Source organism: Streptomyces iakyrus (assembly GCF_000717055.1).
Classification (GTDB): Bacteria; Actinomycetota; Actinomycetes; order Streptomycetales; family Streptomycetaceae; genus Streptomyces; species Streptomyces iakyrus.
This window is the reverse complement of record NZ_JNXI01000006.1, coordinates 1-14,373: the sequence shown is the minus strand read 5'-3', so window position 1 is coordinate 14,373 and position 14,373 is coordinate 1. Positions and strand designations below refer to the sequence as shown.

The following is a 14,373-nucleotide window of genomic DNA, read 5'->3' as shown; positions in this document are numbered from 1 at the left end:
GCCCGAGAGGTGAGTCGTCGGCCGGCCGCCGGTTCAGAACCCCTCGTCCGCGAGGAACTCGGTGTCCTCGCCCTCTTCCTCCAGCGCCTGCCTCACCACACGCAGCGCCATACCCTCGGAGTAACCCTTGCGGGCGAGCATGCCCGCGAGGCGGCGGAGGCGCTTGTCGCGGTCGAGGCCTCGGGTGGAGCGGAGCTTGCGGTCGACGAGTTCCCGCGCGGTCGCCTCCTCCTGCTCGGAGTCGAGCTGGGAGACGGCCTCGTCGATCAGCGTGGAGTCGACGCCCTTGGTTCGCAGTTCCCGGGCGAGCGCACGCCGGGCCAGCCCTCGCCCGTGGTGTCGCGATTCCACCCAGGCGTCCGCGAAGGCTCCGTCGTCGATGAGGCCGACCTCCTCGAACCGGGACAGCACCTCCTCGGCCGCGTCGTCCGGGATCTGCCGCTTGCGCAGGGCGTCGGCGAGTTGCTTACGGGTCCGCGGGGTCCCGGTGAGCAGGCGCAGGCAGATCGCCCGAGCCTGCTCGACCGGGTCCCCAGGAGGTGGCTCCTGCTCGGCCCTCGACGAGGAAGGGACACCTCCGTCCTCGGCATCGGGGGCCGTCTCGCCGAAGCCACGCCGACGACGACCGCGCCTGCCGCGCGGCCCGCCGTCACGCGAGCCGCTTCTGGATGAGCCGCCCCCGTGCGGCCCGGTGCCGTCCTCGTCTTCGTACAGCCGGGCGCCCTCGGGGGGTGTGTCCCCGGAGTCGTCCTCCCTGCCCAGGGCCGAGTCGCCTCCGGTGCCCCTCCCCCGTGGGACACCGGAGGCGGCGTACTCGTACTCCGCCCAGTCGGTTCGCCGTGTCACGGATCAGCTCTTGGCTGCGGCGGCCTTGGACTTGGCGGTCTTGGCCGGTGCCGGGGCGGGGACAGCGGGTGCCGCGTCGTCCGGTGCGGAGACCGCGGCGTCCGTGCCCGGCTCGGCTGCCGGCTTCTCGGGACGCACACCGACGCCCAGCTTCTCCTTGATCTTCTTCTCGATCTCGTTGGCCAGGTCGGGGTTGTCCTTCAGGAAGTTGCGCGCGTTCTCCTTGCCCTGACCGAGCTGGTCGCCCTCGTACGTGTACCAGGCGCCGGCCTTGCGGACGAAGCCGTGCTCCACGCCCATGTCGATCAGGCCGCCCTCACGGCTGATGCCCTGGCCGTAGAGGATGTCGAACTCGGCCTGCTTGAAGGGCGGGGCGACCTTGTTCTTGACGACCTTGCAGCGGGTGCGGTTACCGACCGCGTCCGTGCCGTCCTTCAGGGTCTCGATGCGGCGGATGTCGATGCGCACGGAGGCGTAGAACTTCAGCGCCCGGCCACCGGTCGTGGTCTCCGGGGAGCCGAACATCACGCCGATCTTCTCGCGGAGCTGGTTGATGAAGATCGCGGTGGTCTTGGACTGGTTGAGCGCGCTGGTGATCTTCCGCAGGGCCTGGCTCATCAGACGGGCCTGCAGACCGACGTGACTGTCGCCCATCTCGCCCTCGATCTCCGCGCGCGGGACGAGCGCGGCGACGGAGTCGATGACGATGAGGTCGAGGGCGCCGGAGCGGACCAGCATGTCCACGATCTCCAGGGCCTGCTCGCCGTTGTCAGGCTGGGAGAGGATGAGGTTGTCGATGTCGACGCCGAGCTTCTTCGCGTACTCGGGGTCGAGTGCGTGCTCCGCGTCGACGAAGGCGACCTGGCCGCCGGCCTTCTGCGCGTTCGCCACCGCGTGCAGGGTCAGGGTGGTCTTACCGGAGGATTCCGGTCCGTAGATCTCGACGACACGGCCGCGGGGCAAGCCGCCCACGCCGAGGGCCACGTCGAGGGCGGTGGACCCGGTCGGGATGACCTCGATGGGCTCGTTGGTCCGGTCGCCCATGCGCATGACCGCGCCCTTGCCGAATTGCCGTTCAATCTGTGCGAGAGCGGCATCAAGGGCCTTCTCGCGGTCGGTTCCTGCCATGGGTTCCACCCGATTTGCTTGAGTCGATCGCTTCACGTCAAAGACGCTAACGCCTGCCACTGACAATGCGCCCCGACGCACGTCCGGCCTGTGGATAACTCGGGCATTTACCTACCCAAAGTACGTCGAAATGCCCTTCGTTGAGCCTCGCCGGTGCCTCCATGAGAATGGACGTTCGATTTTCGTGTCAAGCGCACCACGCGGCACCGCGTTGCACGCGCATCCCGCAGTACCCCGTACCCCGCTGCCGACAGCCGATCTTCCGTGCCGGGTGCGCTCGTGCCGGAGTACCGTGCTGCGTCTGCACAGACGGTGCGCGCACTCAAGGGGGAGACGGGATGTGCCGGATCACCGCGGCGGGCAAGGAAGCCGTCGTCGCACGGTTCTTGCAGGAGTTCCCGGACGCACCGCGCGCCGGCCGGGATCACCCCGCACTGCGCGGCTGTGACGACATCGCCTGGGCGGACTTCGGGTGCCCCGCCGGGGTCCCCGCCCTCCTGCGCGGTCTGCTCGACCCGGCCGCGGCTGCCGAGGCCGAGCGGGTGCTCTGCAACGTCCTGATGGACGGTGTCTTCACGATGGGCCCGGCCATGCCGGCAGCTCTGCCGTTCCTGCTCCGCCTCGCCGCCGATCCGGCAGTGCCGGTGCGGACCGGGCTGGTCGAGGTTCTGTTCGTCGTCGCGGAGCTCTCGCATCCCGTCGACGGGGGCAGTGAGCGGGCGATCCGGTTTCTGGGCAGCGACCGCGACCACCCGGAACGCGCACGGTGCCGGGCCGTGTTCTTCGAGCATGCCGAACTGGTGCGCGGTCTGCTGGACGACCGGACACTGCCGGACGGGCTCATCCCACCCGAGGAGCGGGCGAGCCTGTTGAAGGCCGCGGCGGCGTAGGAGCCGGGCGGTTCGTGTCGCTCAGGACGTACTCTCCCCCGAGTTCCCGTCCGCGGCCCCGCCCCCGGGCCGCTCCGCCCCCGGCCGCCGTGTCCACAGCCCCCTGGCGCGCGTGAGCAGGCCCGCCCCTTCTCCCCGTCGGTGACCGTGCACCCGGGGGTCGTCCGTGACGTCGTAGCGCCTGACGTACGCCCCCAGGAACGCCTGGAGCGTGGCGATGGCGGGGATGGCGATGAGCGCGCCGACGGCGCCGAGGAGGGCGGTGCCGGCGATGACCGAGCCGAAGGCGACGGCGGGGTGGATGTCGACGGTCTTGGAGGTCAGCTTGGGCTGGAGCACGTAGTTCTCGAACTGCTGGTAGATCACGACGAAGATCAGCACCCACAGCGCGTACCAGGGATCCACCGTGAACGCGATCAGCATGGGCAGGGCGCCCGCGAGGTAGGTGCCGATGGTGGGGATGAACTGCGACACCAGCCCCACCCACACGGCGAGCACGGGCGCGTAGGGCACGTCCATGGCCTGGAGCAGGACGAAGTGCGCCACACCGGAGATCAGCGCCATCAGGCCGCGGGAGTAGATGTAGCCGCCGGTCTTGTTCACGGCGATCTCCCACGCGCGCAGCACCTCGGCCTGGCGGGCGGGCGGCAGGACGGAGCAGATCGCGCGGCGCAGTCGCGGGCCGTCCGCGGCGAAGTAGAACGAGAACAGGGCGATCGTGAGCAGTTGGAAGAGCCCCCCGATGACCTGGGCGGACACGTCCAGGACGCCGGTGGCGCTGTTCTGGACGTAGTTGCGCAGCCAGTCGGAGCGGAGCAGGCCCTCCTGGATGTCGACGCGTTTCAGGTCGGTCTTGAAGTGCGTGTTGATCCAGTTGATGACGGAGTCGAGGTACTCCGGGAACCCCTCGATCAGCTTGATGATCTGGTCCGCGAGGACGGAACCGAGCAGGGTGACGAAACCGGCCGACACGACCATCACACCGATGAAGACCACGAACGCGGCGAACCCTCTGCGCATGCCGCGCGACGCCATCCAGCTCACCGCGGGTTCGATGGCGAGGGCCAGGAAGAACGCGATGAGGATGTTGATCAGCAGGCCGGTGAGCTGGTGGAAGGCCCAGCTGCCCAGCTGGAACACGGCGACGAGAGCGAGCGCGAGCACCATGGCGCGGGGCAGCCAGCGCGGCATGCGGCCGTTCGCCCCGGCCCCGCCGACCGGGGGCCGGACGGGCGGCGTCGTACCGGAAGCTGAGGACTTCTGGGCTGCCTGCCCGGTCTCGTCAGTGGGTGCCACGGTCCAAGTCTCGCCCACGCCACCGACAGCCGTCTGCCCGCCCTGCGATCTTCATGACCGGACGGCGATGACCGAGACCGGCCGGCCTAGGTCTCCGTCGCTCACCCGAAGCGGTCAGCGCCTCTCCCGGGGCACGTCCATCACCGAGCACACCACCTGCCAGACCTCTTTGGCGCCCCAGCCGGCCTCCAGCGCCTCGTTCACCGTGCGCCCGCCCAGCTCGGACATCACGTGATCGCGCGCGAAGGTTTCGGCGTAACCAGGACCGAAGTGCTCCGCCATTCGCTGCCAGAAGACCGTCAACCGCATGCCTCCAGTATCCCGCCCCTGGGGTGGGCCTGGGCCGTGACCGCCTGCCGGCGCCGCTTCGCGCCCTACCGTCTGACCCATGGCCGAAACAGGAGCTACCGAAGTCCCCCCGACGCCCCCGCCGCACAGCCCCGTCACGCGCGCGGAGCGTTTCGTCTGGCTCACCGCGCGCGTGCTCGAGCAGCGCCGCTTCGCCCACCACTTCCGGGGCGCCGCCGCCGAACCGGTGGAGACGGCCCTGGACGCCTACCGCAACGAGGACGGCGGGTACGGCCACGCGCTGGAGCCCGATCTGCGCGGGCCGGTCAGCCAGCCGTTGCACACCGCGCACGCCCTGCGTGTGCTGGACGCGGTCGGACGCTGCGCAGGCCAGCGCGTGGAGCGCATGTGCCGCTACCTGACGTCCGTGTCCACGGCGGACGGGGCCCTCCCGGCGATCCACCCCAGCCAGCGCGACTACCCCACGGCTCCCTTCGTGACGGTGGTGGACGATCCGCCCAGCGACCTCCTGGCCACCGGGCCGGTGGTGGGACTGCTGCACCGCAACGAGGTGTGGCACGCCTGGCTCTTCCGGGCGACGGACTTCTGCTGGCAGGCGGTCGAGTCCCTGGAGACGTCGCACCCGTACGAGATCGAGGCCGCCGTGGCCTTCCTGGACTCCGCCCCCGACCGTCCGCGCGCTGAGGCGGCCGCCGCCCGACTCGGCCGCCTGGTCCGCGCACACCGCCTCGCGGCCCTGGATCCCGGCGACCTCGACGCCTACCCGGTGTCCCCCGGCTATGCCCCGGGGGAGCACCACTTCCCGTACGACTACGCGCGGACACCGCGCTCCCTCGCGCGCGCGTGGTTCACGGACGACGAGATGGCCCGGTCCCTGGACCATCTCGCGTCCCAGCAGCAGGAGGACGGCGGCTGGCCCGTCCGGTGGCGCCGCTGGGCCCCGGCCCCCGCCCTGGAAGCCCGCCCGCTCGTGACCATCGAGGCCCTGCGCGTGCTCAGCACGTACGGCCGCGCCATCTACTGATCATCCGGCCCCCATGGCCCGCGCCCCCGCGGTCACCAGCACGGCCGCGGCGACGACCAGCAGGAACGGGGCGCGCAGCATCAGCGCGACGGCCGCTGCGGCGAGTCCCGCGGCCCGCGCGTCCAGCACCAGCGTCTGCCCGTCGGCGAAGGTCTGCTGAGCGGTGAGGGCCGCGAGCAGCGCTACGGGCAGCAGCGCGGCGAGGCGCTTGACGAGGGGCCGCTCCAGGGCTCCCGCCGGCACCAGGAGTCCGGCGAGCTTGACGGCGTAGCAGCCGAGGACGGTCACACCGATCGCGATCCAGACGTTCACCGCGTGTCCCCCCGTCCCCGGCGCCGACCGTCCGCCCACAGGACGGCCGGCGCCGCCAGCGCGGCCAGCAGCACCGGTACGCCGGCGGGCAGGACGGGCAGCAGCCCGAGTCCCAGCAGCACGGCGAGCCCGGCGACGGCCCGCTCGGTGCCGGTCTTCAGCATCGGCGCCAGCAGCGCCAGGAACACCGCGGGCCCGGCGGCGTCCAGGCCCCACGCGTCGGTGTCCCCGATGGCCTCGGCGCCCAGAGCGCCGAGCAGTGTCGTGAGGTTCCACAGGAGGTACAGGGTCAGCCCGGTCACGACGAATCCGAGCCGTGCGGTGCGGCGCGTGGGCTGGGCGAGCGCGACGGCTGCCGTCTCGTCGATCACCCACTGGGCGGCGAACGGCCGTACCGCGCGCGGGAGTGCCAGCAACTGCGACAGACGCAAGCCGTAGAAGGCGTTCCGCACGCCGAGGAAGAGGGCCCCCGCGGCGGCGGTGAACGGGCCGCCTCCGGCCGCGAGAGCTCCCACCAGGGCGAACTGGGACGCGCCGGTGAACACCAGGAGACTGAGCGCGCACGTCTGCAGCAGCGTGAGTCCGCTGCCGGCCGAGGTCACTCCGAAGGCGAACCCGGACAGCCCGACGGCCACCCCGACCCCCAGGGCGTCGCGTACGACGGCCCGGTCCGCCTTCCCACCGATGTCCACGTCTTCATCTTCGAGAACTGTTCGATCTGCCACACCCGCACGCTACGGCCGGCGGCTACCGCAGATCTTGTACGTTCTTGCGCTCCCGCTGGTAAGCGCCGGGAGGCACGCCCACCATCCGGGTGAAGTGCCGGTTGAGGTGCGGCTGATCCGTGAACCCGACGGCCACGGCGGCCTCGGAGGGTGCCGTCCCCGCGTCCAGCAGCTGCCGTGCCCGCCGCACCCGCGCGTCCGTGAGCCACGCGTGCGGCGGCATGCCGTAGACGTCCCGGAAGGCCCTCAGCAGGGCGAACGGGCTGGTCCCGAGGTCGGCCGCCAGTCGCTCCAGGCTCGGCGGACACGTCATCCGCTCCTCCAGCACACCACGCGCGCGTGCCGCGATCCGGGCTCCCGCCGTCCGCACCTCCCGCCGCGGCAGGGGCCCGCCATTCAACCGCAGCAGCCTGGTCACGGCGACGCGCAGCAGCGTGTCCGCGGCCAGCGCGTTGCCCTCATCAGCGGCGCGCAGCACCTGGTGCACCAGGCTCGCGGCGTAGGGATCGTCCACGACCGGGCTGACGAACCCCGGGGCCCCCCGCAGGGCCGTCGTCTCGGCCGCGATCTCCGCCACCACGCCGGGCGGTGGGTACACAGCCCCGTACCGCCATCCTTCGGGCACGCCGGCCCGCCCGGTGTGCGGCGTATCGGGATTCACCAGCGCGAGGGCCCCGGCTCCCGCGTACTGATCACCCCCGCCGTGGTGGAACACCTCCACCCCGTCGGCGATGGCGGCGATCACGAAGTTCTCGTGCGTGTGCCGGACGAACGTCTTGTGCACGTACCGGGCCCGCAGCAGATCGACCCCGGGCAGCTCGTCGTACTGCCAGTGGCGTGCGCGCTCGCTCATACGACCATTGTCCGCGGTGGCGGTCGGGGCGCTGCACCCGCGGCCGGGCCCGGCGGCGGAACGGCAGGCCGCGAGGCGGCGCGGGCCCGTTGTCAGTGCCGAGGTGCACGATGGACGCATGCCCAGCAATGCGCACCGAGCCCTGGACGGCTTCTCCCCCGCGACCCGCGCCTGGTTCACGGGTGCCTTCTCCGCGCCCACCTCGGCCCAGGCCGGTGCGTGGCAGGCCATCCACGAGGGTTCGGACGTGCTGGTCGTCGCCCCCACCGGCTCCGGGAAGACCCTGGCGGCCTTCCTGGCCGCTCTCGATCAGCTGGCCTCGACCCCTCCCCCCGCGGACCCGAAGAAGCGCTGCCGCGTCCTGTACGTCTCGCCCCTGAAGGCCCTGGCGGTGGACGTCGAGCGCAACCTGCGCAGCCCGCTGACCGGCATCCGCCAGGAGTCCGTGCGCCTCGGTCTGCCCGAGCCCGAGGTCAAGGTGGGCATCCGCTCGGGCGACACCCCCGCCGCCGAGCGCCGCGCCCTGTCGACCCGTCCGCCGGACATCCTGATCACGACCCCGGAATCGCTGTTCCTGATGCTGACGTCGGCCACGCGTGACGCGCTGGCGGGCGTGGAGACGGTGATCCTCGACGAGGTCCACGCGGTCGCCGGCACCAAACGCGGCGCCCATCTCGCGCTCTCCCTGGAGCGGCTGGACGACCTCCTCCCGAAGCCCGCCCGCCGCATCGGCCTCTCCGCGACGGTCCGCCCGGTGGACGAGGTGGCCCGTTTCCTCTCGCCCCGCCGCAAGGTGGAGATCGTCCAGCCGGAGTCGGGCAAGGAGTTCGACCTGTCGGTGGTCGTCCCGGTCGAGGACCTGGGCGAGCTGGGCGGCTCCCCGGTGGCGGACGGCCAGGAAGGCGCCGAGCGCCCGTCCATCTGGCCGCATGTGGAGGAGCGGATCGCCGACCTGGTCCAGTCCCACCGCTCGACGATCGTCTTCGCGAACTCCCGCCGCCTGGCGGAGCGCCTCTGCAACCGCCTGAACGAGATCGCGTACGAACGGGCCACGGGCGAGACGCTCGACGAGCACCACTCCCCCGCCGAGCTCATGGGCGGCTCGGGAGCGGCCCAGGGCGCTCCCCAGGTCATCGCCCGTGCCCACCACGGCTCGGTGTCCAAGGAGCAGCGCGCCCTGGTCGAGGAGGACCTCAAGGCGGGCCGTCTGCCCGCGGTCGTGGCCACGTCCAGTCTCGAACTGGGCATCGACATGGGCGCGGTGGACCTGGTCGTGCAGGTGGAGTCGCCGCCCTCCGTCGCCTCCGGCCTGCAGCGCGTCGGCCGGGCGGGGCACCAGGTGGGCGCGGTGTCCACGGGTGTGGTCTTCCCGAAGTACCGCGGCGACCTGGTGCAGGCGGCGGTGGTCACCGAGCGCATGCGCACCGGCTCCATCGAGTCCCTCAAGGTGCCCGCCAACCCCCTGGATGTCCTGGCGCAGCAGGTGGTCGCCATGACGGCCCTGGACACCTGGCAGTTCGACGACCTCCTCGCCGCCGTCCGCCGGGCCGCCCCGTTCGCCTCGCTTCCCGAGTCGGCCTTCACAGCGGTCCTCGACATGCTGGCCGGCCGCTACCCGTCCGACGCGTTCGCGGAGCTGCGCCCGCGCGTGGTGTGGGACCGGGTCACCGGCGAGATCACCGGCCGCCCCGGCGCACAGCGCCTCGCCGTCACCTCCGGCGGCACGATCCCCGACCGGGGCCTCTTCGGCGTCTTCCTCGCGGGCGCCGACCCCAAGAAGGGCGGTGGCCGGGTCGGCGAGCTCGACGAGGAGATGGTCTACGAGTCCCGCGTGGGTGACGTCTTCACGCTCGGCACCAGTTCCTGGCGCATCGAGGACATCACCCGCGACCGCGTCCTGGTCTCGCCGGCCCCGGGCGTGCCGGGCCGGCTGCCCTTCTGGAAGGGCGACCAGCTGGGCCGCCCGCTGGAACTGGGCCGGGCGGTGGGCGCGTTCCTGCGGGAGGTCGGGTCGCTGCCCGAGGACGACGCCCGTCTCCGTCTCCTCGCCGCCGGCCTGGACGCGTGGGCGGCGGACAACGTGCTGTCGTACCTGAAGGAGCAGCGCGAGGCCTGCGGCCACATCCCGGACGACCGGACGATCGTCGTGGAGCGCTTCCGTGACGAGCTCGGCGACTGGCGCGTGGTCGTGCACTCGCCGTTCGGTGCCCAGGTGCACGCCCCGTGGGCGCTCGCGCTCGGCGCGAAGCTGTCCGAGCGGTACGGCATGGACGCGCAGGTCATGCACGCCGACGACGGCATCGTGCTGCGCCTGCCGGACGCCGACCTCATAGGCCTGGACCTGCTGGACCAGGAGCCGGTCACGATGGGCCGGGAGTACGACGCCGAGCAGGCCCCCGTGGGTGCGGCGGACGTCGTCTTCGACAAGGGCGAGGTCGACCAGGTCGTCACCGACCAGGTGGGCAGTTCCGCCCTGTTCGCCTCCCGCTTCCGTGAGTGCGCCGCCCGCGCGCTGCTGCTGCCGCGGCGCAACCCGGGCAAGCGCACCCCGCTGTGGCAGCAGCGGCAGCGTGCCTCGCAGCTGTTGCAGGTGGCGAGCGAGTTCGGCTCGTTCCCGATCGTCCTGGAGGCGGTCCGCGAGTGCCTCCAGGACGTCTTCGACGTCCCCGGCCTCGTGGAGCTGATGGGGGACCTGGAGTCCCGCAAGGTCCGCCTGGTCGAGGTCACCACGGCCGAACCCTCCCCCTTCGCGCGCTCCCTGCTCTTCGGCTACGTGGCCCAGTTCCTGTACGAGGGCGATTCCCCTCTGGCCGAGCGCCGCGCCGCCGCCCTGTCGCTGGACTCCCGGCTGCTCGCCGAGCTCCTCGGCCAGGCGGAGCTGCGCGAGCTGCTCGACGCCGAGGTGCTGACCGAGCTGGAGCGGGAGCTGCAGTGGCGCACCGAGGACCGCCGCGTCAAGGACGCCGAGGGCGTCGCGGACCTCCTGCGCCTCCTCGGCCCGCTCACCGAGGCGGAACTGGCCGAGCGGGGCGCCGAAGCGCGGTGGGCGCAGGAACTCGCCGGGGCCCGCCGCGCCATCCGGGTCCGGATCGCGGGCCAGGACCACTGGGCGGCGATCGAGGACGCGGGCCGCCTGCGGGACGCGCTGGGCACCGCCCTGCCGGTCGGTGTCCCGGAAGCCTTCACCGAGCCCGTCAAGGACCCGCTCGGCGACCTCCTCGCCCGCTACGCCCGCACCCACGGCCCGTTCACCTCGGCCACGGCAGCGGCCCGCTTCGGCCTGGGCGTCGCCGTCACCGAGGGCGCCCTCCAGCGGCTCGCGGCGGCGGGCCGGGTCGTCCAGGGCGAGTTCCACCCGGCCGGGATCGGCCAGGAGTGGTGCGACGCCGCCGTGCTGCGCCGACTGCGCCGCCGCTCCCTGGCCGCCCTGCGGCACGAACTGGAGCCGGTGCCCCCGGCCGCCCTCGCCCAGTTCCTCCCCCAGTGGCAGCACGTCGGCAAAGGCCACTCCCTGCGCGGCATCGACGGGCTGGTCCGGGCCATCGAGCAGGTCCAGGGCGCGTCCGTACCGGCCTCCGCCCTGGAGAAACTGGTCCTGCCCTCCCGGGTCGTGAACTACACCCCGGCGATGCTGGACGAGCTGACCGCAGCCGGAGAGGTGGTCTGGGCCGGGGCGGGTTCCCTCCCCGGGAAGGACGGCTGGGTCTCCCTCTACCTGGCGGACGCGGCACCCCTGCTCCTGCCGCCTCCGCACCCCCTGGAGCTGACCGCCCTGCACCAGTCCGTCCTGGACACCCTCTCCGGCGGCTACGGCCTGTTCTTCCGCCAGATCGCCGACCAGGTGCGCGCCACCACGCACCCCGAGGCCACCGACCCCCAGCTGGCCGACATTCTCTGGGACCTGGCCTGGTCCGGTCGCCTGACGAACGACACGCTCACCCCCATGCGCTCCCTGCTCGGCTCGGGCCGCACCGCGGGCTCCACGGCCCACCGCGCCAAGCGCGCGGTCCCACGCGGCCGCTACGGATCCCTGACGGCCGCGGCACGCACCGCGTCCCGCTCCGGCCCGCCGACGGTCGCGGGCCGCTGGTCCCTGCTGCCCGCCCATGAGCCCGACCCCACCGTGCGGGCCCACGCCCTCGCCCGCACCCTCCTCGACCGGCACGGCGTGGTCACCAGGGGCGCGGTCTCGGCGGAGGGCGTCGAGGGCGGCTTCTCCGCGACGTACCGCGTCCTGTCCGTCTTCGAGGAGAGCGGCCAGGCCCGCCGCGGTTACGTGGTGGAGGGCCTCGGCGCCGCGCAGTTCGCGATGGACGGCGCGGTGGACCGCCTGCGCGCGGTGTCCAACGCCCGTGACCGCGGCGAGGACCTGCCCGGCCCGCCTCCCGGTTCCGACCCCGACCCGTTTTCGGCTCATGACTTCGCCGCCCCGGACGACTCGGCCCCGTCCCTCGGCCACACCGACGACCCCGGGTCCGACGGCTTCCTCGACCATGCTCCCTCGTACGACCTCCCGAAGCCGTCCCCGGGTGAGTGGATCTCGCCACGCGACTACGCCCCACAGGCCGCCCCGCCCTGGCAGAACGGCGGTCGCGCCGGGTACGACCAGGGCTTCGCGGGCCGCCGTACCCGCCCCGACGGCGCTTCCCGGGCCGTCGTCCTCGCCGCCGCCGACCCGGCGAACGCGTACGGCGCCGCCCTGCCCTGGCCCGAACCACCGAGCGGCGCCGGGCACAAGCCGGGCCGTAAGGCGGGCTCTTTGGTGGTGCTGGTCGACGGTGAGCTGACGCTCTACATGGAGCGCGGCGGCAAGACCCTGCTGGCCTGGCCGGCCCACTCGGACGGCGATCCCGCCGACGACCCCCGGCTGCACAGTGCCGCGGAGGCCCTCGCCGCGGCGGCCCGCGCGGGTTCACTCGGCACGGTCACGGTGGAGCGCGTCAACGGCGCCCAGGCCCTGACGTCCCCCATCGGAACCCTCCTGGAAGGAGCGGGCTTCATCGCGACCCCCCGAGGACTCCGCCTGCGCGCCTGACGCCCCGGCCACGCAGGCCGATCCGACCGGCACACAGGCGATCCGACCCGGCACACAGCCGGTCAGGCCCTCCACACAGCCGATCCGGCCGCCCACGCGGTCGTCGTGCCACCCTTGACCCATGCCCGAAGGTGACACGGTCTGGCAGGCGGCGAGGCGGTTGCACGACGCCCTCGCGGGCAAGGTGCTGACCCGCAGCGATCTCCGGGTCCCGCGCTTCGCGACGGCCGACCTCACGGGCCGCGCGGTCCTGGACGTCACCGCGCGCGGCAAGCACCTCCTCACCCGTATCGAGGGCGGCCTCACCCTCCATTCCCACCTGCGGATGGACGGTTCCTGGAAGGTGTACGGGAACGGCCAGCGCTGGAGCGGAGGCCCCGGCCACCAGATCCGCGCGATCCTCGGCAACACCGACCGCACCGCCGTCGGATACCGCCTCCCCGTCCTGGAACTGCTGCGCACCACCGAGGAGCACCGCGCGGTCGGCCACCTCGGCCCCGACCTCCTGGGGCCCGACTGGGACCCCGACCGGGCCCTCGCCAACGTCCTCCAGGACCCCGCCCGCGAGCTCGGCGAGGCCCTGCTCGACCAGCGCAACCTCGCCGGCATCGGCAACGTCTACAAGAGCGAGCTCTGCTTCCTGCTCGGCGTCACCCCGTGGCTCCCGGCCGGCGACCTTCCCCCCGCCCGCGCCACGAAGCTGCCCGCGCTCGCCAAGAAGCTGCTGGAGGCCAACCGCGACCGCCCGATCCGCATCACGACGGGCCTCCGCGGCCAGGACCTCTTCGTGTACGGCCGGGCCCGCCGCCCCTGCCTGCGCTGCCGTACCCCGATCCGGGTCGCCGACCAGGGCGACGGCTCCCGCGAACGCCCCACCTACTGGTGCCCCACCTGCCAGCCCGGCCCGGCTCCCACCCCGGCCCGGCGCGGCCACACCAATTGACGATCCGTCAGAAACGCTCGTACGGTCCCTGTATGCCCGTCACGGCGTACGACCTCACCGGCCGCACCGCGTTCGTCACCGGCGCCGCGAGCGGCATCGGCCGTGCCTCGGCACTGCTGCTCGCCGAGGCAGGGGCGACCGTGCACTGCGCGGACCGTGACGCCGAGGGTCTGCACGAGACGGCGGCCCTGATCAAGGACAGCGGTGGCACCGCCCGCACCCACACCCTCGACGTCACCGACCGGGCCGGGCTACGGCAGGCCCTCACCTCCGGCGAACGCCTGGACGCCCTGGCCGCGGTCGCCGGGATCATGCACCGCAGTCTCGTGCTGGAGACCCGGGACGAGGACCTCGACCGGGTCCTCGACGTCAACTTCAAGGGCGTGCTGTACGCCTGCCAGGAGGCCGCCCGCCTCATGATCGCCCGCGGCACCCGGGGCAGCATCGTCACCATGGCCTCGGGCGCCGTCGACACGGGCGGCCCCGGGCTGCTCTGCTACGGCGCGGCCAAGGCGGCGGTGGTGCAGCTGACGAAGACCCTCGCGACGGAGGTGGGCCGGCACGGGATCCGTGTCAACGCGGTCGCGCCGGGCTGGATCCGTACGCCGATGACCGATCACGGCGACAGCGGCTCCCAGGCGCACACGGAGTCCGTCATGGCCCGGATGTCGCCCCTGGGCCGCGTGGGCGAGCCCGAGGACGTCGCCCACGCGATCCTCCACCTGGTCTCCGACGCCTCGGCCTTCACGACGGGCCAGATCCTCCGCCCCAACGGAGGTGTGGCCATGCCGTGGTGACAGAGCCCCTGCCCCTCGAGAAGCGCCCCGCAACCGGGACACCACCCGCCTACGACGAGCCCCGCAGCCGAAGCACCCCCTACCCTCCCCCCGACTTCACCCCCGTGGCACCCCCGTCTCCGGCCCGGGCCCCCACCCCGGCCTTCAGCACCCTCTGCCACCGCCCCGCCCCCACAACCCCCCGAGCCCGCCGCTTGGGCACACAGTGCACAGGC

At 72.8% G+C, this 14,373-nt stretch carries 12 protein-coding genes; 5 read left to right on the top strand and 7 right to left on the bottom strand.

The features are described from left to right. Positions 1-33: 33 nt before the first annotated feature. Positions 34-846, bottom strand: a complete 813-nt coding sequence (gene recX, locus OO68_RS12000) for a recombination regulator RecX (protein WP_033308283.1) — start codon at positions 844-846, stop codon at positions 34-36. Between the two features lie 3 nt (positions 847-849). Then, entirely contained in the window at positions 850-1,974 is a 1,125-nt protein-coding gene (recA, locus tag OO68_RS11995) for a recombinase RecA (protein WP_033308282.1), read from the bottom strand. A 338-nt stretch (positions 1,975-2,312) separates the two neighbouring features. On the opposite strand from recA, the gene OO68_RS11990 reads away from it, so the two are divergent. Then, positions 2,313-2,864, top strand: coding sequence for a hypothetical protein (locus OO68_RS11990; protein WP_033308281.1), 552 nt, complete (start codon positions 2,313-2,315; stop codon positions 2,862-2,864). Positions 2,865-2,885: 21 nt separating this feature from the next. On the opposite strand, the gene OO68_RS11985 is transcribed toward OO68_RS11990, so the two are convergent. Together OO68_RS11985 and OO68_RS11980 are read right to left on the bottom strand one after the other, a co-directional pair. After that, positions 2,886-4,160, bottom strand: a complete 1,275-nt coding sequence (locus OO68_RS11985) for an AI-2E family transporter (RefSeq protein WP_078625277.1) — start codon at positions 4,158-4,160, stop codon at positions 2,886-2,888. Between the two features lie 114 nt (positions 4,161-4,274). Beyond that, positions 4,275-4,469 carry a DUF3046 domain-containing protein gene (locus OO68_RS11980; protein ID WP_033308279.1) on the bottom strand — a complete coding sequence of 65 codons (195 nt, stop codon included), beginning with the start codon at positions 4,467-4,469 and terminating at the stop codon, positions 4,275-4,277. Positions 4,470-4,548: 79 nt separating this feature from the next. Here OO68_RS11980 and OO68_RS11975 point away from each other — a divergent pair, with 79 nt between their 5' ends. Beyond that, positions 4,549-5,493: a hypothetical protein gene (locus OO68_RS11975; RefSeq protein WP_033308278.1), complete on the top strand. Its 945-nt coding sequence runs from the start codon at positions 4,549-4,551 to the stop codon at positions 5,491-5,493. Here the strand turns inward: OO68_RS11975 and OO68_RS11970 are convergent, their stop codons facing one another. Genes OO68_RS11970 through OO68_RS11960 form a run of 3 tightly spaced genes read right to left on the bottom strand, consistent with a single transcriptional unit; the run spans position 5,494 to position 7,383 of the window. Beyond that, on the bottom strand, positions 5,494-5,805 hold the full coding sequence (locus OO68_RS11970; protein WP_033308277.1) for an AzlD domain-containing protein: 312 nt from the start codon (positions 5,803-5,805) through the stop codon (positions 5,494-5,496). Continuing rightward, entirely contained in the window at positions 5,802-6,497 is a 696-nt protein-coding gene (locus OO68_RS11965; RefSeq protein ID WP_106974324.1) for an AzlC family ABC transporter permease, read from the bottom strand. Before OO68_RS11965 ends, OO68_RS11970 begins: the two co-directional genes overlap by 4 nt. 55 nt (positions 6,498-6,552) lie before the next feature. Then, positions 6,553-7,383 carry an AraC family transcriptional regulator gene (locus OO68_RS11960; RefSeq protein WP_033308275.1) on the bottom strand — a complete coding sequence of 277 codons (831 nt, stop codon included), beginning with the start codon at positions 7,381-7,383 and terminating at the stop codon, positions 6,553-6,555. Positions 7,384-7,501: 118 nt separating this feature from the next. Between OO68_RS11960 and OO68_RS11955 the strand changes: the two genes are divergently transcribed. The 3 genes from OO68_RS11955 to OO68_RS11945 all read left to right on the top strand — a co-directional run bounded on the left by OO68_RS11955 (position 7,502) and on the right by OO68_RS11945 (position 14,158). Next, entirely contained in the window at positions 7,502-12,418 is a 4,917-nt protein-coding gene (locus OO68_RS11955; RefSeq protein ID WP_033308274.1) for an ATP-dependent helicase, read from the top strand. Positions 12,419-12,539: 121 nt separating this feature from the next. Further along, a complete protein-coding gene (locus tag OO68_RS11950; protein ID WP_033308273.1) occupies positions 12,540-13,361 on the top strand; it encodes an Fpg/Nei family DNA glycosylase in 822 nt (273 codons plus the stop codon). Between the two features lie 32 nt (positions 13,362-13,393). Continuing rightward, the gene (locus OO68_RS11945; RefSeq protein ID WP_033308272.1) at positions 13,394-14,158 is read left to right on the top strand and encodes an SDR family NAD(P)-dependent oxidoreductase; all 765 of its coding nucleotides are present in this window, start codon (positions 13,394-13,396) and stop codon (positions 14,156-14,158) included. Positions 14,159-14,373: the final 215 nt, after the last annotated feature.